The sequence below is a fragment of the Prevotella aurantiaca genome, assembly GCF_015262605.1.
GTDB classification, from domain to species: domain Bacteria; phylum Bacteroidota; class Bacteroidia; order Bacteroidales; family Bacteroidaceae; genus Prevotella; species Prevotella aurantiaca.
In genome coordinates this window covers 1-24,810 of sequence record NZ_JABZSJ010000021.1, presented here as the reverse complement: position 1 = coordinate 24,810, position 24,810 = coordinate 1, and the positions used below count along the sequence as shown (strand labels likewise).

Genomic DNA, 24,810 nt, shown 5'->3' with positions numbered 1-24,810 from the left:
AAACGTATGAATTTCAAGGAAGGTGTTATAATTCCCATCGACAAACCATATGGAATAACAAGCTTTAAGGCTTTGGCGCATGTGCGATATCTGTGTTCTCAAGCTCAGGGAGGGCGTGTAAAGATTGGCCATGCAGGTACTCTCGATCCATTGGCTACTGGTGTTCTCATTCTTGCAACTGGGAAAAAGACAAAGCAAATAGAAACTTTGCAAACACATACAAAAGAGTATGTTGCCACAATACAGTTGGGAGCGACCACACCAAGTTACGATATGGAACACGAGGAAAACGAAACTTTCCCCACTGAACATATCACAACAGAGATGATAGAAACGGCTTTGAAGCAGTTTATCGGTGATATTGAGCAGGTACCACCTACTTACAGTGCAGTAAAAGTGAATGGACAACGTGCTTTTGACTATCGAAGAAAAGGAGAAGACGTTGTTTTGAAGCCTAAAAAAATTAGGATTGATGAAATTGAAATTATCCACTTTGATGCTGATAAGATGCAACTCACATTGCGAGTTGTTTGTGGCAAAGGAACCTACATACGCGCATTGGCACGAGATTTAGGACGTGCTGTTAATAGTGGCGCCTATTTGGTGGCACTCCGACGTACCCAGGTCGGCGATATAAAAGTAGAAGAATGTATAAATTACGACCATTTCAATGAATGGTTGAACCAACAGAATATAGAAATTACAAATAAATGAAGCTTTCGCAATTTAAGTTCAATCTGCCTAACGAGCAGGTAGCTTTGTATCCACATTCATCGGAACGTGTGTTAAATCGTGCTGATGGAACGAGTCAAATATTCAAAGTAACGCGTAGAGACGAAGCCCGTTTAATGGTTGTGCATAAGAAATCGGAAACGATAGAGATGTATAACAACGATAAGATAAAGGGAGAACCTACCGAAGAAGACTATATCCATTTTAAAGATGTAGTGGATTATTTTGATGAAGGTGACACCTTTATTTTCAATGATACTAAGGTTTTTCCAGCTCGTCTATATGGAACGAAGGAGAAAACCGATGCTAAAATAGAGGTATTTCTATTGCGAGAATTGAACCAAGAGATGCGCTTATGGGACGTTTTGGTAGAACCTGCTCGTAAGATACGTATTGGTAATAAACTCTTCTTTGATGAATCGGGTTCTATGGTAGCTGAAGTGATTGATAATACTACGTCGCGTGGACGTACGCTTCGCTTCCTTTACGATTGTTCGCATGAAGAATTTAAGCGTGAACTATATGCTTTAGGTGAGGCTCCGTTACCTCGTTATATTATTGATAATCGTCCAAAAGCTGCGAACGAAGACTTTGCGCATGCTGATGCAGATGATTTAGAAAACTTCCAGACGGTCTTTGCCAAGCATGAAGGTGCTGTTACTGCACCTGGAACTAACCTTCACTTCTCTGAACACCTTATGAAGATGATGGAAATAAAAGGTATTCATGCTGCTTTTATAACCTTACATTGTGGATTGGGCAACTTCCACGATATTGAGGTGGAAGACCTTACAAAGCATAAAATGGATTCTGAAGAGATGCATATCTCTGCTGAGGCTTGTAAGTTAGTGAATGAGACGAAAGCTGCAAATCATCGTGTATGTGCCGTAGGAGCAAGTGTTGTGAAAGCAACTGAAACTGCTGTCGGTACAGATGGTATGCTGAAGGAATATGATGGTTGGACAAATAAGTTTATCTTCCCACCTTATGATTTTGGCTTGGCTGACTCTATGCTCGTTAATTTCTATCATCCGTATTCAACTTTATTGATGGAAACAGCAGCGTTTGGTGGCTATGACCTTATAATGGAAGCTTATGACAAGGCTGTTAAAGCAGGTTATAAGTTTGGTTGCTTTGGAGATGCATTGCTTATTCTGAACGATTAGTTCAGTATATAAAGGATTTAGAAAAGGCAAACAAAGATGCAGCACACTGTGTATCTAGGGTTAGGGTCTAACCTTGGCAATCGAAAGGCAATCTTAAACGAAGCTATTTCCCTAATAGAGAATAGGGTAGGAGAGGTAATTAGAAAGTCATCTTTCCTTGAAACTGAGCCTTGGGGATTTGAAAGTCCTAATAAATTTATAAATGCTTGTGTATGTATAAATACAAAGCTTGCACCTCGTCAGCTATTAGAAGCCACACATGCGATTGAGAAAGAAATGGGACGTGCTCATAAAACCGTTAATCGAAAATATCAAGATCGTATTATTGATATTGATATATTGATGATTGATGATTTTAAAATAAATGAGCCTGACTTTAAGGTGCCACATCCTCTAATGGAAGAACGAGAGTTTGTTATGATTCCTTTAAAGGAAATCCTTCCCTAAAATCAATTTTCCCACCATATTATATATAAGAGGATAAAATAAAAAAGGAGGCATATCAGAAATTGAATGTCTCCTTTTTAATATCTTCTTTAGCTAAATAGTTTCTTAAAGAATCCTTTTTTTTCCGTCTTTTCAGTTGTTTCGTTTACAGTAGTAGGTGTTTCTGAAAGTTCCGTAGATGTATCTTCTACTTCAAGCACAGGTATATCATCACCTTCAAGAATTCCAGAAGCTCCCCATTGAGCTGTTAGTTTTGTAACATCAGCAGTTGCTGTAGCTTGGTCTACCTCGTATTCGTTTGTAAGAATATGTACCAAATCTGCTATGGTAAAACTTCCCATCTTTTGCGCTTCCTTCCAAAGAAAAGCCGAACTTTCATTCATTGAGATGATATTACTGAAATCTATATTCTCTTCGCCTTCAGCTACTATAATATTTTCGCCACAAACTTGGCGAAGGTTGAAACCTATTTTTGTTTTCATTTCTTATAGTTTTTATTTATTATCCTATTTAAATGACTCCGAAAAGTGGAATCCATATTTTTCGATAAACACCCAGTAGATAGCGTCGTATAGGTCTTAAACCTGTCCATATATAGCTATAATAGCGCCATTTTCTACCATCTGTACGGTCTAAGGTCGTTCGTCCCTTTCTATAGAAACCAATAACAGCACCTACAATATCTTTCTTTTGACAATATTCTGGAGTAAGATTACCATCTCCTAATAAAGTAATAGCCTCTCCATCAATAGCAATAATGCGATGTAACACAAAGTGTTTAGGAGCTATTTCTGCCAAAACAGGATCACCAACATTAATCCTAGAAGGCTTTATAAACAAGGCTTTGTCACGGCAATTTTCTAAGAAAGGGCGCATAGAATAGCCTCGTAAAGTAAGTGTCACAGTGTGTCCCTCGTTCAGCATTCTTACTATCTCTGGTAAGAAAACAGCATTCTCAAATTGAATTTTGGTTGTTTCTGTACTATTTGTGGGCATCATTATACTTTGCTTATAGCCTTACAACACACTTCAGCTGCCTCTTTGTTAGGCAAACAATGCAATGTGTAGATTCCTGTTGTTTCTACAATCTTTGTTATGGTGTCGCAAACTGCATTATAAATATCAGAATCCCATTTCATACTCGAGCATGATGGAAGCAACGAAGCGAATGCTTGAATAGGGGGGAGCTTGTCTACAGAATTGGTAGTAGCACGATCTATGCGCGTAATAGCACCTAATCTAGCTTTCACGTTCCTATAACAAGGAGTTTTTCCACTCCATGGACTACCGAAAATCCAAAACTCATTGTCAATATTTCGAATGATGGGATTGTCATCGTTCATAAGGTCAGAACCCTCAATGTGTCTTAGCCACATACTTACTTGCGTAGATTTCCCGGTACCGCTCTTTGCTATGAATGCATAACCAAAGTTATTGTTACGAACTAATGAAGCATGTATCAATAGAGTTTGCTTGTATGCACCAGCAAAAGCATATATCAACATGAGAGCATTATTCAGTCCAAAGCTACGCATATTGTAGTTACCATTAAGTGCACAACGGCAGTCTGAAAAGTCTTTATTAGTGATAAGCAAACAGCAATCAGCACCAGTTATATCCTTAATAATATATTGGTAGCCGCCATTTTCTAATTTATCGACAATTGTATCGCCGTTTCCCGTATCAAAATTACGTATGCGTTTTCTTTCTTCTTTGGGAACTATTGATAATTGGTCGTAAACAGTCAGCTGAAAAAATAATTCTCCATCACATTCTTCCGTGCTAAATGGTGCAAACGAAGGCAATAATTTTATGCTGTTTTTTTTGCTTTCGGCAAAGATAATGCGGATATTTAGTTCTGCTATTTTAAAGTTGTATGTTTGCATCTTATTTACAGCTTACCTTATTTTTCGATCTATGTTGCAGCTTGTTGTCGTATTAAATCCTTTCTCAATTCATCGGGTAGTACTGTTTTAAAACTAAATTGTGATGATGGAATTGAATTGATAATAAACTTTTGTTTAGCCTTTTTTGTGTACTTCTCTTGTAGTTGTAAATACTTTTTCATAGCTTGTTTTTGAGTTAAAGCATATACAACTAGACAAGTTGGATAGTTGCTTTTTGGCAGACTTTCCATATAATAGCGAAGTTGGTATGAATATTCTTCTCTGTTTACCAAGAAATGCGCTCGGTTATTTTCAATGAAAGCATCCACAGCTTGTATATCGGTGAAGTATACAGTAGAGTCATTGAACGATGCTGAAAAGCCGAACATATAGACTTTTGCTGCTTTGTAAGAGTCTTTTGCTATTATGGTAGTTGTAAGACCCAATAGCATTACTGCTATTAAAACAAATTTGTAGTATTTCATATTCTCTGTTTTTATTTTCCTAAATATCCTTTTAACGAGTTGCTTTTCGCATTGTGGCGCAAACGTTTTATAGCCTTTTCTTTTAGTTGTCTCACGCGCTCACGTGTCAGTCCTGTTTGTTCGCCAATCTCTTCAAGAGACATTTCTCGTTGATTAATACCAAAATATCCTCGAAGAATGATTTGCTCGCGCTCAGGTAATGCTACTAATGCTCGCTCAATCTCTTTTTTAAGTCCTTCTTCCAACAATTTTTCGTCAGCAGATGGAGAATTCTTGTTGGGTAAAATATCAAGTAAATTACCTTCTTCGTTTGAAGTAATGGGAGCGTCCATTGATACTTTTTTCGTAATCATGGACATTAATTCCATTATTTTCTCTTTAGGTAAATCCACCTGTTCAGTCATTTCATCAATACTTGGTAAACGTTGATGTTCTTGTTCGAACTGTTGAACAATTTTACGCAGTTTATGTATTGAACCCATTTGATTCATTGGTACACGAACCAGTCTACTTTGTTCAGAAATTGCTTGCATAATGCTTTGTCGAATCCACCATACAGCATACGAAATAAACTTAAATCCCCTTGTCTCATCGTATTTCTTGGCAGCCTTTATCAGTCCCAAATTTCCTTCGTTGATAAGATCGGATAAGGATAAGCCTTGATTCTGATACTGCTTTGCTACTGAGACGACAAATCGTAAATTGGCTTTCGTCAATTTTTCAAGAGCTTTCGTGTCGCCTTCTCTAATCTTCCGTGCTAACTCAATCTCCTCGTCTAAGCTCACAAGATCTTCGTGGCTTATATCTTGAAGATATTTCTCGAGTGCCGTACTTTCTCGATTTGTAATCGACTGGGTGATTTTCAGTTGTCTCATCTGTAAGGTTGATTGACATTAGGATGGACAAATTTACATAAAATCAACGAGTTGAGCAAAGAAATATAGAATAATCTATGATTTTAACGCCTTTTTAGAAGAGTTATGTCAGTTCTACCTTTATATAATAAAGTTGTTTACTCTTCATATATTCCATTTATTTCCGTTTTACAATTTGTATTCCCACATCACTTATTCCTGGTAGTTGCTCCTTGCTCATGATATGGCGCACAGAAACATGAAGAGAATCGTGGTTTTGTAAGGGGAAAAGGGCAATGCGTTGTTCAATTTCACTTGTTGTAATACCTCGTTTCCCAACTAACCTACCATCATCATTTATGATGTTACAGATTACAGTATCCTGGTAACTATTACTTGTTTGTTTCTTTTTTTGTTTATGTATTATGGTGCGTTCTATGATGAGCGTAATACTTTTATATGGATAGCTTTGGAATGCCCTAATCCCTAAGTCCATATTATACATTCCTTCCTCTTGGCAAGGAATGTTGAACATTACCGTGTCGTTTCGTTTCCATCCATCACTTGGCAAAGATTTATAGCTGTCGTATGTACGAGCATCATTACACGCTGTCACTATTATGACAACGATAAATAATGTAATGATATGCGAAAAGGAAAGTAGCTTCCTATTCATTTTCGTTGTTGTTAGATGTTTTAGGTTGCTGATTGCCTTGATGTGATGGACGCTTACCAAACTTCCCATTTCTGTGCTGACGTTGCTGCTTATTCTGTTCGTTTGAACTTGCTCCTTGCTGTTTATTCTCTTGATTACGAGGCTGTCCGTTCTTTTTATTGTTTCTACGATTATTCTTTTTACCTGTTTTTTCTTTATCGAAACGACTAAGGTCTGCTTCAGCCAACAAGTCAATAGGTTTCTTTGCTGGTTTTGCTTGTCCGTTGTTCAACAGCGACAATGGTTTTTCACCTTTACGATTCATTTCTATAATTTCCTTAGCACGTTTTACAGAAATAGTTTCAAGGTTTACTGCCAAATTCTTATCGGTAGAATATGTACATAGACCATTTAGAATATCAGTCTTGAATAAGAAATATTCTGCATCCATTGTATGTAAATGAACATCTTTTCCTGGGAGTCTGCGGCTTGCTTCCATATATTCGTCTACCTCATAGTTGAGACAGCATTTCAACTTAGCACACATACCAGCTAACTTTGTGGGATTAAGTGATATATCTTGGCATCGTGCCGCATTAGTAGAAACACTTGAAAAGTTTTTCATCCATGTTGCACAACAAAGTTCTCTACCGCAAGGACCAGTTCCGCCAATACGTCCAGCTTCTTGTCTGGCACCTATTTGCTTCATTTCAATACGTACATGGAAAGCTGCTGCAAGGTCTTTAATAAGTTGTCTAAAGTCTACACGTTCATCAGCAATATAGTAGAAAATGGCTTTATTACCATCTCCTTGATATTCCACATCACCTATTTTCATTTGCAGATTCAAGTTTTTAGCTATTTGCCTACTTTCTATCATCGTGCTGTGTTCTCTTGCTTTGGCTTCCTTGTATTTTTCCATGTCAACCTCTCTTGCAATTCTGTAAACACGCTTAATGTCTTCTGGCGATTTAATACCGCAAGCTTTTTTCAGCTGTAGTTTCACCAACCTTCCTGTAAGTGTAACTACTCCGATATCGTGTCCAGGATTTGCTTCCACTGCAACAATATCTCCTTTATGCAAGTCTATATTGTTAACATTGTGGTAATATCCCTTGCGTGTGTTTTTAAATTGCACTTCTACAAGGTCGGTTGTATCTGTATTGCCAGGAATATCTTCTAACCAGTCGAAAGTATTCAACTGTTTGTCAGAACGTCCACATGCTTGATGGCACAAACCGCGGTCGCAGCCTGTCCACATCTTAAATTTCATATCTTTATAGTTCATTGTTTAATTTTGAGACCTTGCTTTTTTGAAAACCTTTTTTGGTATTTCCACAAGGGTATATATATTGTTTGAAATGTACGAATATTATTTTCTTAGAATTAGAACTATCATTTTCAATGCCATATCGTAGAATACGACTTTTCCATTGGCATTTTGCCCTATATCTCTGTGACATCTTTCAAATAGTTCGTTTATTTCTATTATGTTTTTTTCGTTAATGAAACGCGAGAAATTTTTGGCAAAGTTTTCTTCTTCCAACGACATGTATACAAGTTCTGGGTTGCGGAAATTGAACATGAAATTTTCTCTTACTTGTTGTTGAAAGTAAACCAGCATACGTCTTTCTTTCTCTCTACCAAATGTTGCTACTGATTCGCTCCATTGTTTTAATGCTTTGATATCGCGCATATAGCACGAACGCATAAGTTGCTGAAAGAGTTGTAGGAATTCTTTTGATTCATTGTCGCTACTTAATTCTTCTATTGCATGCAGCCAACTACCTCTTGCACGTCTTGCAATACGATGAGCAATGTCTTCGTCCAAACCACGTTGTTCAATCAATGCTTTTTCAATATCAGCATCGTCTATGCGTTTTACGTCAATACGTTGTGTTCGGCTGACAATTGTAGCCAAAAGTTTTTCGGGTTCTTCGCTTACCATTAGGAATACAGTTCCTTCTGTTGGTTCTTCTAAAAGTTTTAGAATCTTGTTTGCCGAAGTCAGGTTCATTCGTTCGGGTAGCCATATAATAGAAATTTTATAGCCACCTTGACTTGATTTCAGTGCAAGTTGTCTTGAAATGCTGTCGCTTTCTGCACCGGTAATAATAGCTTGCTGTGTTGTCGCTCCCATTTCATTCATCCATTTACGAATGTTGAAATAGGTTCCTTCCATTATCATTTTGCGCCATTCCTTAGCAAAATCATTACTTACTGGCTGATATTCAGAGCTTGTATTCGGCAACTTTATTGTAGGGTAAGTAAAGTGAAGATCGGGATGTTCCCATTTCTTAAGCATTGCTTTCGTATTTTCAGGCGATGTTGAAGATGTTTCGAGAAGATAACTTGCAAATGCCATGGCTAATGCCATTTTTCCTGATCCATAAGGTCCACAAAAGAGTAAGGCATGCGGAACATGTTTGTCCGTTGCCATTTTCAGCAGTCGTTGCTTTACCTCTTCTTGTCCTATAACTTCCGAAAAATCCATTTCTTCCCCTTGTTGCTTAAAACGTTGAGCGTCTTCAATTAAACCTTGTTGTCTGTACAAAAGTCTTTAGATTGCAAAGTTAATAAATAAAAGCGAATTATAGGTCGAAAAATAGAACTATTCAGAGATTGCTTCTATTCACGAGCTGTATGTAAAGGTGAGCAATATGTTCAGATAGAGTTGAATTTCTCAAGAACATTCTTTTTATTATGTTGCAATATTCTATTTTCTAAATCAATTGGAAACCAAACTGTTGAAAATTCATATTGTTTAAATTCCTCTCTTATAATAGGAAGCTCTTCTTGAGTATTGAAATTTCTCAAGCGGAAATCTCCATCAATACCAAATACCATTTTTAGATTTTGATACTTTGAGTGAATATATTTATCGTAATTTTCGGTTTTTCCTATTACTCTCCATCTTTTTTTAATGACTCCATCCTAAAAAATCTGTAATGGAGAAAACATTATCCCAGAACTTTCTATTTCATGGATATTAGTGTTAGCTGAACCTATTTTATTAAAAATTTTAACTAAAATAGAAGAACTTGTTTTTATAACTCTACCAAATGCGAAGTTTTATCTAAATCTTTATCCGACAACTTTGTTTTTAATTTCCAGTCATCTTTAGGCGTGAATAGAGGTATAGAGAATATTTCTCCTGCGTTAATAATTATTTTATTCATTATTTAGCGTATATTCTTTTCAGAAATAATTATAAGGGTAGATTTTATATAAATCTGCGTGTATGGAATTTATTTCTTCAGAAAACTTGGCAATCAGAGTCTTATCTTCATATTCTTGGTTGTCTAACAATTTTTCTAAGTCTTGATATAAAAAAGCCATCTGTAAGAAAGAATAAAATGGAATATTGAAGCAGGTAAATTGGTTCATATCTGAATACTCACCTTGTTCATGATCATAAAATAAAACAAAATTATTTTCTTTATTTATGAACCATCCATCGCCTTGTCCAGATGCACCAATTATCCATACCTTTTTACTAATGATTTCATAATTAGTTGCCATATAGCGATTCTCATTCAATGCTTTCTCGTACTCAAATATCTCAATATCAGGCGTAATTTCTATACCTTCATATTTAGAAATGAAAGATAGATAGAATTTATCTAATGGAGGTAACTTTTCTAAATTCCTTATTTCCATTTTTCTTTGTTCTATCCTTTCTAATATTTCATTTTCTGATAATTTTCTAAATACCATCATCATCTCTCTGTTGTATGTTGTCAAACTGCTGAACAAAACTGCAAATGTAGTCATTTGCTTTGATATCAACCCATGATATTTTCATAAATAATATAGATGGTTGTAAATTTCTTTTTACTTTTTCTTTCCTCAATATATTTGAATTAGATGGTTGTAACGTGAGAATTTAGATGAGAAGAAATATCCTATCGAAAGAATAAAATTGGGTTTTCAAAAATTATAATAAGAACTTCAGGATTTTCTTATTATAATTTTAAAATTTATAATTATAATTTTGAATTTTCTTATTATAAATTTTCAAGCAAATTTTTATATCAAACTTATGCTGTTCAAAAGTTCAAGCAAAACGGTTAATCCAGCTCATAGATGTGTTAGATTCTTTTATTAGGCAAGAAATAAATGCAACCTCTGCAATAAAATATAAAAGCGGATATATCAAGCAGAGTCTTTTTGATATATCCGCTTATTTTAAAAAATTATTTCTTAGGGCAACCTGTCCAAGGCTTTAATTGCTTGAAAAAGTCGTTGCCTTTATCGTCAACAAGAATAAATGCAGGGAAGTCTTCAACTGTAATCTTATAAACTGCTTCCATACCCAGTTCTGGATATTCCACACATTCTATACTCTTAATACTGCTTTGTGAAAGAACTGCAGCAACACCACCGATAGTTCCGAGATAGAAACCGCCATGCTTTTTACAAGCATCGGTAACTTCTTGTGTACGATTACCTTTGGCAATCATTACGAGCGAAGCACCATTAGCTTGGAATTCATCAACATAAGTATCCATTCGGTTAGCTGTAGTAGGGCCCATAGAACCGCAAGGTAAACCATTTGGAGTTTTAGCTGGACCAGCGTAAAGCACAGGATAATCTTTGAAATATTGTGGTAACACTTCTCCAGCATCTAGGCGTGCCTTTAGTTTTGCGTGCGCAATATCGCGTGCTACAATAATAGTTCCCTTCAGACTTACACGAGTAGAAACAGGATGCTTGGTAAGTTCCGCACGAACAGCATCAATACCTTTATCCAAATCTATTTCTATTCCTTTAGTTCCTTCACCTGGTTTGCGATATTCTTCAGGAATGAGTTCTCCAGGATTGGTATCCATCTTTTCCAACCAGATACCATCTTTATTGATTTTACCCTTTATGTTACGGTCGGCAGAGCAAGAAACACCCATACCGATAGGTACACTAGCACCATGACGTGGTAGACGAATGATGCGAATGTCGTGTGCAAGATACTTACCACCAAATTGTGCACCAAGTCCAATCTTGTATGCTTCTTCGAGTAATTTCTTTTCTAATTCGATATCGCGGAATGCACGACCAGTTTCATCACCTGTTGTTGGGAGTGCATCGTAGTATTTGATACTTCCAAGTTTAACTGTGAGCAAGTTCTTTTCGGCTGATGTTCCACCAATAACAAAGCAAATATGGTAGGGTGGACAAGCTGCTGTTCCAAGACTCTTCATTTTTTCTACCAAGAAAGGAATAAGAGTTCCTTCATTTTGAATGGTAGCTTTGGTCTTTGGATAGAAATAAGTCTTGTTGGCAGAACCACCACCTTTTGCTACCATTACAAATTTATATTCAGCACCTTCAGTAGCTTCGATATCAATTTGTGCAGGAAGATTGCATTTAGTATTTACTTCGTCGAACATATTCAGAGGAGCATTCTGAGAATAGCGTAGGTTTTCTTGAGTAAATGTATTGAAAACACCGAGAGAGAGTGCTTCTTCGTCCTCGAAACCTGTCCATATCTGCTGACCTTTTTCGCCGTGGATAATTGCAGTTCCTGTATCTTGGCAGAAAGGTAATACTCCCTTTGCTGCAGTTTCAGCATTGCGAAGGAACTGGAGTGCTACATACTTGTCGTTTTCAGAAGCATCTTTGTCTTTCAAGATAGCTGCAACTTGTTCGTTATGTTCGCGACGGAGGTAGAATTCACAATCGTGGAAAGCCTCTTGTGCCAATAAAGTTAATGCTTCGGGGGCAACTTTTACAATTTCTTTGCCTTCAAAGCTTGAGACAGTAATTCCTTCTTTAGAAACTAATCTGTACTCTGTTTGATCTTTTCCCAATTGAAACATTGGGGCATACTTAAAATCAGCCATAGTGTTAAAAAAAATAACCTGACACCATTATGCGTAAAACTCTATTGTTCTACAAATCATGGTGTCAGGTATCTATTAATGTTTAAATAATGTTTTTGTTTCGGCCTCGCAAAACAGATGTAATTCTGTATGCAAGGCACTATTTTGGTTTAGTAACCAAAGATTTCTTCTGTCGTTACACGCTTGATAGGTGCAATCTTCTCTAAAGCCTTCATATCAAGTTCCTTTTCATTACCAAGGATAAGATACTTGAAGGTCTTATTTGCCATGTTCTGCTTCTCGAAATTAATAATGTCGTCGAAGGTTACACTTGGTAAATCGTAATAAATCTTCTCTGCCAAAGTACAATTCATACCCTTCTTTAGTGCATCCATATAAGCAGAAAGGATAGAGAACTTAGTTGTACGAGTTGAAGCAAGACTCTTCAAGAGGTTCTGTTTTGCCAAATCAAAGTTAGCTTGGCGCACTGGAACATTGTTAAGAAGTTCGTTGAATTGCGTGACACAATCCATCATTTTGTCATTCTGTGTGATAATGTATGTGTTAAAATATTCCTTATCTCCCAAACGAGCAGGCATATGATAGCTTGCATTTGCAGAGTAAGCCAAGGCACGAGCTTCGCGCATTTCTTGGAATACAATAGCATTCATACCACCACCAAAGTATTCGTTAAAGAGTGAAATCTTTGCAGCATCGTTAGGATTCCATTCTTTATTCTCGTTATGGAATTGAACCATGTAGATATTTTTAGCATCATATGGCGCAATAATAACTTCGTTCTTAGGTGTTGTCTGCAGTGTATAACGCTTTTCTTTTGGTAATGGCGTGAACTTCTTATTTGTTTTAAAAGTTTTACTCAAGAGTTTATCAATTTCACTCATTGAAGAAGGACCATAGTAAAGTACTGTTTGCTTGTAGTTCTTCAAGTTTTTCAATACATTCAATAACTTTTGTGGGTCCATGCTCTTAAGTTGTTGTTCGCTTAGAATATTGCGAGTTGAATTGTAAGAGCCATACTTACCATAATCGTATAAAGCGTTAAAGTTTGCTTTTTGATCAGCTTTGTCGTCCTTTTGTGATTTAATCAACAAATCTACTGCAGCAGCATAAGCTTCTTTATCAACTTTTGCATTTTCAATAACATGATTGATGAGTGCTAATGCTTTTGGAAGATTTTCGTTTAAGCCAGTCAGTTTGAAATAAGTCTCGTCATCGGTCTGACCGATATCATAATCGCAGGCAAGTTTATACAACTCTTGTTTAATCTGTGCATTACTCATCTTATCGGTGCCAAGATAGTCGATATACATTTTTGCATAAGTTGGCAAAATATCGCTTTCTTGACCGAATGGAATCTGCAAGTAGAGTGTAAACAAGTCGTCCGATGTATTTTGTTTGTAAATGATAGGCCAACCTTTCTTTGTTGTACCCTTAGTAAGGTCTTTCTTGAAATCAACAAATACTGGTTTAATAGGTTCTACCTTATGGTTTACAATTTCTTGTAAGAAATCAGAGTGCTTGTCGTTATTTGTTGGGATTGGTGTAATCTTTGGCTTATCTACCTTTTGGAGAGTATTATCAGGTCCTTGAACCTTGTTTATAATTGCATATCCGTTAGTGAAGAAACGATTAGCAAAGCTAACAATTTCTGCTTTTGTCATCTTTGAGATGCGGTTAAGTTTTCCAACTTCCTGTTTCCAATCAACATTGTTAATAAAGGCATCTACAAAAGCCTTAGCTCGGAATTGGTTGTTGTCAAGACTTCTATAATAGCTACGCTTGTAGTTGTTGATAACAGAAGGTAATAAGTCGTCAGAAAATTCACCTCTTTTAAGCTTTTCAATTTCAGCAAGCAACAAATTACGTACCTCTTCTAAAGATTGTCCTTTTTTAGGACTACCTACTGCAATGAACATAGAGTAGTCGGTTAATTCAGAAAAACCAGCACCAGCTGATTGTACTTTCATTGTTTGATTCAAATCTAAGTCGAAAAGACCAGCGCGATTGTTACTTAATAATTCACTTATAATGTTTAATGTATCGCATTGCAAAGAATTGCCTTTATCAGCTCTCCATCCCAAATATACAGTTTCTGCTTCCAAACCAACTACAGTTGTATCAACAGGTTGCGTAAACTTGGGTTGAGGACCATATTGAGGTGCACTTAAAGTTTCACTTTTTTTCCAACTACCAAAATATTTTTCTATTGTAGCCACAGCTTCATCAGGATTAAGATCGCCAGACAAACAGATTGCAATGTTGTTTGGCACATAATAGCGGTGGTAGTAACTCATAATGTTTGTGATAGAAGGATTCTTAAGATGTTCGCCTCTACCAATTGTTGTTTGTGTTCCGTATGGGTGGTTAGGGAAAAGTTTAGCCATCAAAGCTGTAAATAACTTTCTACCATCGCTTGTTAAGCCCATATTATATTCTTCATATACAGCTTCGAGTTCGGTATGGAAACCGCGAATAACCATATTTTGGAAACGATCGCCTTGTACTTTTGCCCATGAATCCATTTCGTTGCTTGGTATATTTTCTACATAACAAGTAACATCGTTAGATGTATAAGCATTAGTTCCCTGACTTCCGATAGCAGCCATGAGCTTGTCGTATTCATTAGGAATGTTGTATTGAGCTGCAATCTGAGACACAGAGTCTATCTTATGATACCAAACCTTACGCTTTGCAGGGTCTGTCATGTGTCGATATTCCTCGTAAAGATTTTCAATTTGTTTCAGATAAGGAAGCTCAGCCTGATAGTTAGAAGTACCAAACTTCTCTGTCCCTTTAAACATAATGTGTTCGAGATAGTGTGCTAAACCTGTTGTTTCAGCAGGATCGTTACGACTACCAGTGCGCACAGCAATGTAAGTTTGAATACGTGGTTTTTCATTATTTACACTAATGTAAATTTTTAACCCATTATTCAGGGTGTAAATGCGTGTCTTCATTGGGTCGTTAGGCACGCTTTCATAGGTACGAATCTGTGCTTTTATACCTACAACACTAAGAAGTAAGAGCAAAGACAAACCTATTTTTCCAAAAGAAAGGTTTTTAATCATAATGCATTATTTATGTTTTATAAATTAGTTATCAAATTATAGTTTTCTTGTTCGAGCTTTTCGAGGAAGTCTTCCAAAACTTCCTTATCAACATCGCCCATATTATATTCTCTTTCTGCATCTTTACGTATTTCATCAATCCACGTTTTTAGTGCATTGTTATAATCGTCTACGATTTGTGCTTCGATGGTTTGTGAAATATCTTTAGTGCCGTAGTGCTGATAAATAAGAAATTGTGTCCAGTTCCAAGCATTTCTGTAATATTCAGAATGTATTTTCTGGAAACGTTCATTTACGTCTTCCATATTTTCTAAACAGCCATTTTTAATATCTTCAAGAATACGTTGTTCTTCAAAATCAGGTAGAAGTAAGCCTCCTAAATCATTCCATGAATTGAATGATTCTTGTTCTAATGGTTCATAAATCATGCCCAAGTGTTTAGCTTTCTTCAGCATTTCACCCATATAAAGATGGAGTACAACGTCGTAAAGTTGGATACCTTTATTTAAACTTGACGCTTTTATGGAAAAACCATTATATGTATAGTAGTCAGAAGCAGCACCACTTGTTTTCTTTAATGTCTTTAAGATATTTTTTCCACGAACAACTTCATTTATGGTAAAAGGTGATAACCATTCGAAATTAATGATACTCTTCTGCGAACTCTGCGGGCGTAAATCGCGTTTGGGCCACTTTCGTATATCGCGATAAAGTCCTACTGTTGCAATATTACGTCCAGGAACTATGCAAGGTTTATCATTGTAAGCGATAATATATGAAAAAGGCAGTGCTTCTGTATTGGGATGATTTGTTATTTTACCAAAACATACAGAGAAAGAACCTATTGTTGCAGGCATAACTACATGACTTCCACTTGCAGTTTTACAACCTCTTTCTAATGTTCCATAATGCAATGGTCCCATTTTATATGCGTGGTTAGAGAAGTTTGTGCCAGAGCCTGCATTATAGAACGAATACATTCCACCAATAAGGAGTGTACTTTTATGATGCGAAACAGAGAAAGGACCACAAAAAGCTGCACAAGCTTCACCATTTGCCATGTGAGAATTAGCAAAGAAAATACTCTGCGAAGCTGTAAATCCATTCGTAATATGGCAAGTTTCACCTATAAAGCAATCTTGTATTTTTGCACTATTGATGATACTTGAACCTTCGCTAATGATAGAATTTTCACAGATAACCCCTGTACCAATATATACATTTGCATGTTCAGAGCTAAGAATAGTGCAATCGCAAAGTCTGCTTGCTCCCGAAATTTCGCAGTCATTATGAATAATAGTATTTGTAATTTCCTTTGAATTTACTATCTTAACATTGTTTCCTATAGTACTAACTACTGGTGTAAGACGTGCAATTTCTTCTGAAACCAATCGGCGAATAGCATTTTTTAAGTCTTTATCCTTAAAATGTTTTACCATAAGGGCAGCAAATTGACTGCTTAATTCAGGGAACATAATAATGTTTCCGTCGCCAGCTTCGTTCAATACTGAGATAACATTACCTTGTCCATAGGTTGCACCTTCGGTTGTTTCCATAACAGAAACATTCGCAATGAGACAATCATCTCCTACTGTGTAATTGTGAATATAGTTGCCAATCTTCTCTATTAAGCAGTTATTGCCTATGGTTACATTTCTTAAAGTGGCATCATTGATACCCGAATGTTTGAAAAAACCTTTTGAAACTTCAACATTCTTTTCGAATGCACCGAGTCGAATTTCTCCGTAGAATATGACACGATGTAGGAATTTAGGCTGGAAACCATCTTCATCAACTTCAATTTTGCTCCAATCTTCAGCCCAACAGTTGTTGTTCTCAAGTGCAAATATCTCCTCATCGGTTAATGATCTGTATGCCATATTTTTTCTGAAACAATGAATAAAACGTGATATTATTGCACACCTTCTTCTACGTCTGTGTAGTATAAGAAGTCGTTGTAAGGATATTTTTGTACGTGAAGTTCTTTTACCTTTTTGTATAAAACATCTCTGAACTCATCAATATTTTCTTTCTCCTTTGCAGAAATAAATAGGCAGTCATCGTGAAGTTTAGCCATCCACGTGCGTTTCAATTCTTCAAGCGAAACGTTTTCTTTGCTCATTGGGGTCAAGTCATCTTCTTCTTTCTCTTTCCAAGTATAGTTATCAATTTTATTGAAGATTATCATTGATGACTTTTCTGCACACTCCAAATCTTTCAAAGTTTCTGTTACCACCTGTATTTGTTCTTCAAAATCTGGGTGAGAAATATCTACGATGTGCAATAAAAGATCAGCTTCTCTTACCTCATCAAGAGTTGATTTAAATGAATCTACCAAATCTGTTGGTAGTTTACGAATAAATCCAACGGTATCTGCCAAGAGAAAAGGAAGATTTTGCAATACAACCTTACGCACAGTTGTATCTAATGTAGCAAATAATTTGTTTTCCGCAAATACTTCGCTTTTCGCAAGAATATTCATTATTGTTGATTTACCAACGTTAGTATAACCTACTAATGCTACACGAATAAGGCGTCCGCGATTCTTTCTTTGTGTTATTTTTTGTTTGTCAATCTCTGCCAAGCGTTGTTTTAGCAGAGTCATACGTTGTAGAATGATACGGCGGTCCATTTCTAATTGAGTTTCACCAGGACCACGTAATCCTACCGATCCTTTACCACCTCCGGAACCAGAACCTCCACCTTGTCGCTCAAGATGAGTCCAAAGTCGTTGCAAACGTGGTAACATGTAACGATATTGTGCTAATTCTACCTGTGTTTTTGCATTAGCAGTTTGTGCACGCATGGCAAAAATATCAAGAATAAGAGATGTTCTATCGAGAATCTTTACTTGAAGTTCGTTTTCAATATTTCTTAATTGTTTAGCTGACAATTCATCGTCGAAGATTACCATTCCAATAGGCTCTTCTTCGTCTTCCTTTTCTTTAATGTATTCTTTAATTTCTTCAAGTTTTCCCTTACCAACATAGGTTGTCATGTTTGGTCCGCCGACACGTTGTGTAAAGCGTTTCACAGTAACAGCCCCTGCCGTATCAGCAAGGAACTCCAATTCGTCTAAGTATTCTTTCGTCTTAGCTTCGTCCTGTTCTTGTGTTATAAGGCCTACAAGTATGGCAGTTTCGGCTTTGACTTCCGATATAACAAATTCTTTCATTCAAAAAATAGTACTATATATAATGTGGCTACAAAGATAATAAAAAGTTAAGAGTTCGAGAAAAGGGTATCAGCGTTTTTTATTTGCAATTGTTATTTTTTATAAATAATGTGCTCTTTATCGTGTCTTTATGTAGGAATAACGTAATTTTGTAGACTGAAAGGTTAAACAAATGCTACAATATTGTTAGTACAGAGAGTGTAGAAGCATTTTCGGAAGTATGTATTGACTATTATAAATACCCAAATGGAGATAACAATATCGCTTGGTTCAAATACCGAGCAAGAGAAGAATTTAAAAGAGGCTTTTAAAAGATTGAAAACAGTGTTTGCTGACATAACTTTCACGCAACCACAATGGACTGAACCTGTTGGTGTTATTTCGGATAAATATTTGAATTGTTTAGCACATTTCAATACATCGCTCCCCTTGCAAATACTAGTAGAGCAATTAAAAGAGATAGAAACTGCTATGGGCGACACACACGAAAACCATAAAAAGGGTATTGTGCTAATAGATTTAGATGTTATAAGATATGGAGATGAGGACATTAAGAAGATTGTTTGGCTTCAATAATATATACGAAAATTGTTTCTTATTAAAGTATAGACAACATCTGTGTTGCCTTTTATGTGTTATGTGCTTATCAATTTTGTCTATATCTGCACAAAATTCAGATCCCGACCCAGTACAATTAGATAAAGCAGTAGCTTATTTTAATTCAGGAAAGTACCATGAAGCATTATTAATTTTCCAGCAATTGGATAAAAGATACAAGCTAAATGATCGTTTCCGTGCTTATATAGGGTTGTGCTATTTCCATGAATGGGAATATAAAGATGCAACAAAATATCTTGATGAAGTAACCCCGCGCCTTAATATGCTTGCTCCTAACGAAAGGTCGGTATATTATTTTGCTAATGCTGAGAGCCATTTTCATTTGCAGGAATATAACTTAGCTATTCCTTTTTATGAACAAGCACTTGTAGTTTGTTATGATAATGAAAAGGGAGAAATATATTATCGACTTGGCTTGTGCTATATGTTTGCTTCAGAGTGGGAAAAAGCGCGAGATGCTTATGTACTTTCTGAACAATTTTTCCGTAGACACCGCACTGCAACCGATGTAGAAGCTCGATTAGTACAAGTAATAAATATGCGCAAGGGATGTCAGGCTAAGATTGACGAAAAATTGGCTGCTGATAGCATTGCACGTGCTAAGGTAATAGAAGATAGTCTACGTGCTATTGCTGCAAGTATTCCATTGGATTCTATAATTACTGAAAAACCAATTGTTTCTCAACCTGTAAAGCCGATTGTAACAACACCGAAGGTTGATGAGAAGAAGAAAACTCCAGTACTACCAATTGACGACAAACCTGCAAAACAAAAGAAAAAACAAGATGATGTTGCACCTATTAATCTTGAAGATTTGTATAAAAACAAAGTGAAAGTCGAGGAGTAGGTTCTTAAAAAGGCGTGGATATGATAATAAAAAATCGTTTGTAAAATAGGAGGCGTGGATTTCGATATTATTAATTAGAAAAGAATAATTATATTTCACTGAAAACGTAATTACAAAATAAAAATTTGTAATTACGTTTTTTTATTTTGTAATTATAATTTTTCAAACAATCTTTTTATGTCGAATTCACGTTAAATAATTTTCTGAATGACTTGTAATACTAACTTAAGTTAGTTATATTACCTAAAGATTTTAATTAACCAATTCCTTTTACTTTATAAGCCATGCCATACCTAAACCTATATTGGCATATTTTGACGGCTCATTAAAATTGATATCGCCATACATATTAACTTGAAATCATGGTGTAACCATGTAGGCAGCTCCAATTTCGCTCATAAAATTAAAATGGCTTGAACGTCCTGGTTTTGCCCAATCTTCCTGTTTCTGTGAATTATATAAGTTATAACTTTCTATAAAGAAGCTAAGTTTATTAGTAGCTTGGTAGTTTAAACAAGCTCCAAAGAAAATATTTGGGTTATTTGTTTCCCCGTCCCATTCAGTTCCGATGTCGTATCCTAAAGAGAAATATTCGTTAAGTTCGCTCTCGAAAAGTAAATGTGTCTGTATTCCTATATGCTGTGGAAGATAATTAGAATGGCTACTACCAGGTATAAGAAGTGTTCCTAAAAATGAAATTTTAGGAATAGATCCTTTGCTGTCGGTAATCTTTATTTTAGTTCCAATGGCTAATGTAGAGATGCCTATATAATTATTTGTTGATGTGCGAGTTGCGCTTTCGTCAATTTGGAGACGAATTTCAGCATTAGGAGAAACTCCCATTCTGAAAGTTGAAGTATTGATAACCCATGTGCGTTCGTGTGCTCCATTTTTACGATTCCATTCATGTGAAAATCCTGTTTCCCAATCAATACTCCATTGAGGCATAATATTTGGTCCTGTGGTTGCCCCTGGACAATCGGGCGAAAAGTTGTTATCATCTTGTGCATTTATTCCGATTGTAGGAAATATTAGCAATAGAAAAAAGAAGAACATCTTGTAATTTGTTATCCTTTTCATCTTAAAAATGTTGTTAGTATATGCAAAGTTATACCATAATTCTCTAATGCTATATGCCATAATTATTGAAATAGTTTATTGTGTTATTATCCTTTGTTACTTCATTTATTCTGCAAATATAGATGTTTCTTTTTAAAAATATTCGTACTTTTGAAGAAGAATTCATAAAAAACATATTTTATACAAGCTAAAATTTAAGGTGGGACTGATAAGTATTTTAAAAAAATGGACGTTACCAGTAGCTATTGCTACGGGTGTTATTGTTTATTTATTGTTTGCTTTTATACCCCTGCTATCTCCTGCATCGGAAGTTTTTGAACCGATATTTGGTTTTCTGTTGCCAATCTGTATGTTTTTAATGCTTTACGTAACTTTCTGCAAAGTAGACTTTCGTAAACTTATTCCTGTTCAATGGCATCTTTGGATAGGATTGTTTCAAGTTCTATTAGTGCTTATTGTTGTGGGTTTTATTCTCTTTTTTAAGTTGCAAGGGAATAGCTTAATTCTTATGGAATCTTCATTAGCGTGTATTATTTGTCCTTGTGCATCGGCAGCTGCTATCGTAACACAAAAATTAGGAGGTAATATTGAAGATATGACAACTTATACATTTCTTTCTAATTTTATTTGTGCTGCTCTTATTCCTACTTGTTTTCCACTGATAGAACCAAGTGTGAATGTAGGGTTTTTAGATTCGTTCCTTGTTATTCTCAATCGTGTTTGTCTTATTTTGCTTGCACCAATGGTGGTAGCTTATTTTACAAAACACTGGCAAATATTACGACCACTTTATAATTGGATAGTTAGTGTGCGCAATCTTGGCTTTTACTTTTGGGCTTTCACGCTCACCATAGTAACAGGAACCACTGTTAAAAATATAGTACATGCCAATACTACTGTTCTTTTCCTTGTTTATATTGCCCTTTTAGGACTACTGCTTTGTTTGGTACAATTTGCTATAGGAAGATTTATTGGCCGCTTTTTCGAAAGTACAATTGAGTCTGGGCAGGCTTTGGGACAGAAGAATACAACTTTTGCCATTTGGATAGCCTTTTCTTATCTGAATCCTTTGTCGTCAGTTGGTCCTGGTTGTTACATTCTTTGGCAAAATATTATTAATAGTATAGAACTATGGTATTACGATAGACACCCACAAAAGAGAGATTAGTGATAGAGCATAATCTTTTGTTTTAATACATAATCTACTGCAAAAGTTTGTATAATCGGAGAATAAAAGGTATGTTTGCAAATGGAAATATAAATGAAGAATGAAGAAAGTCATTTTGAAACTATGTACTTCCTTACTCTATCCCAAGCCTGATATTAACGAAAACCAATTACAACATTATTTTAGAGGGCGATGGATAGTGATAACAGGAGCATCAAAAGGTATTGGTTTTGCATTGGCAAAGCAATTAATAAAAGTTGGGGCAAATCTTTATCTTGTGGCTCGTAGTGAAACAGAACTTTTGGAATTGTGCAACGAAGCAAAGACAATAGGTTGTCAAGCCTTTTATTGTGCAATTGATTTACGTAATCGGGCAGATTTAGACCAACTCTGCCATGATTTGAAAGGCCTACCCACAGTAGATTATCTCTTTTGTAATGCAGGAAAATCTATTTATAGAAAGATTACCGATGCCACTGAACGACTTCATGACTTCGATCGTACGATAGATTTGAATTATCGTTCTATGGTGGCTTTGGCACTGGCTTTATTTCCTGCTTTACAACAATCTAAGGGACAATTAGTTTATACATCTTCCGTCAGTAGTCTTTATCCGCCAGCTCCAGGTTGGTCGGCTTATCATGCATCAAAATGTGCAGCAAATATTTGGTGTCGTACAGCAGAAAGCGAATGGAAACGGTTAGGAATAGGTGTTCATGTTGCCTATTTGCCTTTGGTTCGTACAGAAATGTCTATGGCTAATCAGAATTATCATTCCCTACCTGCTTATTCGGCTGATGAGGCTGCATGTATTCTTTTGCGGTTAGCTATGAATAATCGTTTTTCTTATCAACCTTGGTGGGCTCGTTTAACGGCACCAATTGCTTTAGTGTTTGCTCCTATTATTCGTTTTTTCTATCAAAAATCAGTTCGATGAAATCATCTCTCTTTCGTTCACTTTGGTCTTTACACCTTATAACTCCCCGTGGTTTTATACGTTTGCTTCGTTGTTTTTTGCACGAAGGTATTACAATGATGGCTGCTGTGCGCTTTGCTGCTCGTTATCATGCACATGAATGTGCGGTAGTAAGTGATAATAAACGTATAGATTATCAAGACTTTTATGCATTTGCAAAGAAGTTATCTTATGTTCTTTACCATGAATATCAATTAAGAAGTGGACAACATGTAGCACTTTTTTGTCGCAACCATCTTGTTTCGGCTTTGCTTCTTCCAGCTCTTTCGCGTTTAGGAGTAAACGTAAAATTACTGAATACAGACCTTTCAAACGAACAATTATTGCAATTAATGAGTCGTCCATTTGCGCTTTTTATCTACGATAAAGAATTGTTACAAGTAGAGAACATTGATATAACGTGTCCTCAGGTTTCCTGCGAGTCATTATTAGAAACTATTAAAGAGCAATTACTTACCGATAATGTTGTTCTTCCGTATATAAAACGAGGTGGAAACATTAGTGTTATGACGGGCGGCTCGAGCGGTAACTATAAAGAAGCTGCACGAAAAACAGGTATTGTTCAGTTTCTTCCACCTTTTTTCTCACTGTTAAGAGATTTACATATAGACAGTTATCAGAGTGTGCTAATTGGTCTTCCTTTTTATCATGGATTCGGCTTAGCCACCTTGATAATCTCACTTGTAATGGGCAAAAAGATATGTTTGTTGCGCCATTTTGATGCAGAAAAAGTTCTGAAGATAGTAGCGACCGAGCGAGTTGAAGTTATGCCTATGGTACCTGCAATGCTCGCTCGGCTATGGCAAATAGAAGATTCGGAAATTTGTATGCGCTCTCTGAAATGTATAATAAGTGGAGGAGATAGACTTGATGTAAAGTTGGCAAAATATACTTTGGGACGACTCGGACCTGTACTTTACAATCTTTATGGTACATCTGAAGCGGGCTTTTTTATGCTTGCTACACCAGAACAACTTGTTTATTGTGATGAAGTTTCAATAGGAAAACCTATTAGAGGCATGCAATGTGAAGTGCGTGAAACAAATACCGAAGGTGTTGGAACTTTATGGGTGAAATGTCGTTGGGCTATGACAGGACGACAAAACTGCTGGCAGAGTACAGGCGATCGAGTGTTCCAATTGTCTGACGGACGTTTCTTTCATCGAGGAAGAGCCGATAGAATGATTGTTTGTGGAGGTGAAAATGTTTATCCTGAACATGTAGAAAAAGTGTTGAAGACTCATTCCTTAGTTGCTGATGCAATAGTTTACGCTGTTACCGATGCTCGCTTTGGTCACGTATTATGTGCGCAGGTAGAATTGGAAACAGATGCTACGTTGAATGAAACTGATTTAAAAGCTTGGTTAAAACAAAAATTGTCCCGTGCTGAAATGCCTCATCATTTCCGTTTTGAGCCAATAAAAATATTATCAACAGGTAAACGTAGCCTTTTGCAATAATGTGAAATACGAAAAGATATATTTCATGTTTTCTATTGTTGTATAATTATAAATAACTGATATTAAGAGCTATATGAATCTAATAAACTTTCTTGAAGATTGTAATTACGTTTTTTGAATTTATAATTACTTTTTTTGAATTTGTAATTACAGTTTTAGTAGACGTAATTACGTTTTTATGAAATGTAATTATATCTTTTATAATGGTGGTAAAGTAAGGGAGAAAGTAACATGAAAATGCTATTATTGTTGGGCAACTATCCTCAATAATTGATTCAAGATAGATTAAAATCAAAAAGAGGGTGTGTCAAAATTGATACATCCTCTTTTTTATGCACAAAGCCCCGACTTTC

Annotated in this window: 23 protein-coding genes; 8 read left to right on the top strand and 15 right to left on the bottom strand. The window is 35.9% G+C overall.

Annotated elements, in window-relative coordinates; genetic code table 11:
- Positions 1 to 6: 6 nt before the first annotated feature.
- The 3 genes from truB to folK are packed head-to-tail and all read left to right on the top strand — an operon-like array spanning position 7 to position 2,345.
- Positions 7 to 714, top strand: a complete 708-nt coding sequence (gene truB, locus HXN26_RS05305) for a tRNA pseudouridine(55) synthase TruB (RefSeq protein ID WP_273159344.1) — start codon at positions 7 to 9, stop codon at positions 712 to 714.
- Positions 711 to 1,898, top strand: a complete 1,188-nt coding sequence (gene queA, locus HXN26_RS05300; protein ID WP_025000996.1) for a tRNA preQ1(34) S-adenosylmethionine ribosyltransferase-isomerase QueA — start codon at positions 711 to 713, stop codon at positions 1,896 to 1,898. The genes truB and queA overlap by 4 nt, the downstream gene beginning before the upstream one ends.
- Before the next feature lie 36 nt (positions 1,899 to 1,934).
- The gene (gene folK, locus HXN26_RS05295; RefSeq protein WP_025000997.1) at positions 1,935 to 2,345 is read left to right on the top strand and encodes a 2-amino-4-hydroxy-6-hydroxymethyldihydropteridine diphosphokinase; all 411 of its coding nucleotides are present in this window, start codon (positions 1,935 to 1,937) and stop codon (positions 2,343 to 2,345) included.
- 89 nt (positions 2,346 to 2,434) lie between these two features.
- Here folK and HXN26_RS05290 read toward each other — a convergent pair whose 3' ends face one another.
- The 14 genes from HXN26_RS05290 to hflX all read right to left on the bottom strand — a co-directional run bounded on the left by HXN26_RS05290 (position 2,435) and on the right by hflX (position 18,308).
- Positions 2,435 to 2,827: a PqqD family protein gene (locus HXN26_RS05290; RefSeq protein ID WP_273159341.1), complete on the bottom strand. Its 393-nt coding sequence runs from the start codon at positions 2,825 to 2,827 to the stop codon at positions 2,435 to 2,437.
- A gap of 28 nt (positions 2,828 to 2,855) precedes the next feature.
- The gene (locus HXN26_RS05285) at positions 2,856 to 3,341 is read right to left on the bottom strand and encodes a S24/S26 family peptidase (RefSeq protein ID WP_273159358.1); all 486 of its coding nucleotides are present in this window, start codon (positions 3,339 to 3,341) and stop codon (positions 2,856 to 2,858) included.
- Between the two features lie 2 nt (positions 3,342 to 3,343).
- Entirely contained in the window at positions 3,344 to 4,231 is an 888-nt protein-coding gene (locus HXN26_RS05280; protein WP_273159339.1) for a hypothetical protein, read from the bottom strand.
- A 29-nt stretch (positions 4,232 to 4,260) separates the two neighbouring features.
- The gene (locus HXN26_RS05275; RefSeq protein WP_273159337.1) at positions 4,261 to 4,716 is read right to left on the bottom strand and encodes a hypothetical protein; all 456 of its coding nucleotides are present in this window, start codon (positions 4,714 to 4,716) and stop codon (positions 4,261 to 4,263) included.
- An 11-nt stretch (positions 4,717 to 4,727) separates the two neighbouring features.
- Positions 4,728 to 5,591, bottom strand: coding sequence for a sigma-70 family RNA polymerase sigma factor (locus HXN26_RS05270; protein WP_273159335.1), 864 nt, complete (start codon positions 5,589 to 5,591; stop codon positions 4,728 to 4,730).
- Positions 5,592 to 5,748: 157 nt separating this feature from the next.
- Complete coding sequence (locus HXN26_RS05265; protein WP_273159333.1) at positions 5,749 to 6,246, bottom strand: gliding motility lipoprotein GldH; 498 nt, start codon at positions 6,244 to 6,246, stop codon at positions 5,749 to 5,751.
- The gene (locus HXN26_RS05260; RefSeq protein ID WP_273159331.1) at positions 6,239 to 7,513 is read right to left on the bottom strand and encodes a PSP1 domain-containing protein; all 1,275 of its coding nucleotides are present in this window, start codon (positions 7,511 to 7,513) and stop codon (positions 6,239 to 6,241) included. The genes HXN26_RS05265 and HXN26_RS05260 overlap by 8 nt, the downstream gene beginning before the upstream one ends.
- 84 nt (positions 7,514 to 7,597) lie before the next feature.
- Entirely contained in the window at positions 7,598 to 8,719 is a 1,122-nt protein-coding gene (locus tag HXN26_RS05255; protein WP_273159356.1) for a DNA polymerase III subunit, read from the bottom strand.
- 170 nt (positions 8,720 to 8,889) lie between these two features.
- Positions 8,890 to 9,072 (bottom strand): hypothetical protein, encoded by a 183-nt coding sequence (locus tag HXN26_RS05250; protein ID WP_273159329.1) that lies wholly within the window; start codon positions 9,070 to 9,072, stop codon positions 8,890 to 8,892.
- Positions 9,073 to 9,423: 351 nt separating this feature from the next.
- The gene (locus HXN26_RS05245; protein WP_273159327.1) at positions 9,424 to 9,999 is read right to left on the bottom strand and encodes an SMI1/KNR4 family protein; all 576 of its coding nucleotides are present in this window, start codon (positions 9,997 to 9,999) and stop codon (positions 9,424 to 9,426) included.
- 422 nt (positions 10,000 to 10,421) lie between these two features.
- Positions 10,422 to 12,065 carry a fumarate hydratase gene (locus HXN26_RS05240; RefSeq protein ID WP_273159326.1) on the bottom strand — a complete coding sequence of 548 codons (1,644 nt, stop codon included), beginning with the start codon at positions 12,063 to 12,065 and terminating at the stop codon, positions 10,422 to 10,424.
- 149 nt (positions 12,066 to 12,214) lie between these two features.
- Positions 12,215 to 15,133 (bottom strand): M16 family metallopeptidase, encoded by a 2,919-nt coding sequence (locus HXN26_RS05235; RefSeq protein WP_273159324.1) that lies wholly within the window; start codon positions 15,131 to 15,133, stop codon positions 12,215 to 12,217.
- A 17-nt stretch (positions 15,134 to 15,150) separates the two neighbouring features.
- Positions 15,151 to 17,013: a DUF4954 family protein gene (locus HXN26_RS05230; protein ID WP_273159322.1), complete on the bottom strand. Its 1,863-nt coding sequence runs from the start codon at positions 17,011 to 17,013 to the stop codon at positions 15,151 to 15,153.
- A gap of 32 nt (positions 17,014 to 17,045) precedes the next feature.
- Positions 17,046 to 18,308, bottom strand: a complete 1,263-nt coding sequence (hflX, locus tag HXN26_RS05225) for a GTPase HflX (protein WP_273159321.1) — start codon at positions 18,306 to 18,308, stop codon at positions 17,046 to 17,048.
- Positions 18,309 to 18,554: 246 nt separating this feature from the next.
- Between hflX and HXN26_RS05220 the strand changes: the two genes are divergently transcribed.
- Both HXN26_RS05220 and HXN26_RS05215 read left to right on the top strand, forming a co-directional pair.
- Positions 18,555 to 18,884: a 2-amino-4-hydroxy-6-hydroxymethyldihydropteridine diphosphokinase gene (locus HXN26_RS05220; RefSeq protein WP_025001012.1), complete on the top strand. Its 330-nt coding sequence runs from the start codon at positions 18,555 to 18,557 to the stop codon at positions 18,882 to 18,884.
- Between the two features lie 76 nt (positions 18,885 to 18,960).
- Positions 18,961 to 19,773, top strand: a complete 813-nt coding sequence (locus HXN26_RS05215; RefSeq protein ID WP_273159317.1) for a tetratricopeptide repeat protein — start codon at positions 18,961 to 18,963, stop codon at positions 19,771 to 19,773.
- 360 nt (positions 19,774 to 20,133) lie between these two features.
- On the opposite strand, the gene HXN26_RS05210 is transcribed toward HXN26_RS05215, so the two are convergent.
- Positions 20,134 to 20,853: a transporter gene (locus HXN26_RS05210; RefSeq protein WP_273159316.1), complete on the bottom strand. Its 720-nt coding sequence runs from the start codon at positions 20,851 to 20,853 to the stop codon at positions 20,134 to 20,136.
- Between the two features lie 199 nt (positions 20,854 to 21,052).
- Here HXN26_RS05210 and HXN26_RS05205 point away from each other — a divergent pair, with 199 nt between their 5' ends.
- The 3 genes from HXN26_RS05205 to HXN26_RS05195 all read left to right on the top strand — a co-directional run bounded on the left by HXN26_RS05205 (position 21,053) and on the right by HXN26_RS05195 (position 24,457).
- On the top strand, positions 21,053 to 22,021 hold the full coding sequence (locus tag HXN26_RS05205) for a bile acid:sodium symporter family protein (RefSeq protein WP_273159315.1): 969 nt from the start codon (positions 21,053 to 21,055) through the stop codon (positions 22,019 to 22,021).
- A 100-nt stretch (positions 22,022 to 22,121) separates the two neighbouring features.
- Positions 22,122 to 22,958 carry an SDR family NAD(P)-dependent oxidoreductase gene (locus HXN26_RS05200; RefSeq protein ID WP_273159314.1) on the top strand — a complete coding sequence of 279 codons (837 nt, stop codon included), beginning with the start codon at positions 22,122 to 22,124 and terminating at the stop codon, positions 22,956 to 22,958.
- The gene (locus tag HXN26_RS05195) at positions 22,955 to 24,457 is read left to right on the top strand and encodes a class I adenylate-forming enzyme family protein (protein ID WP_273159312.1); all 1,503 of its coding nucleotides are present in this window, start codon (positions 22,955 to 22,957) and stop codon (positions 24,455 to 24,457) included. Before HXN26_RS05200 ends, HXN26_RS05195 begins: the two co-directional genes overlap by 4 nt.
- Positions 24,458 to 24,810: the final 353 nt, after the last annotated feature.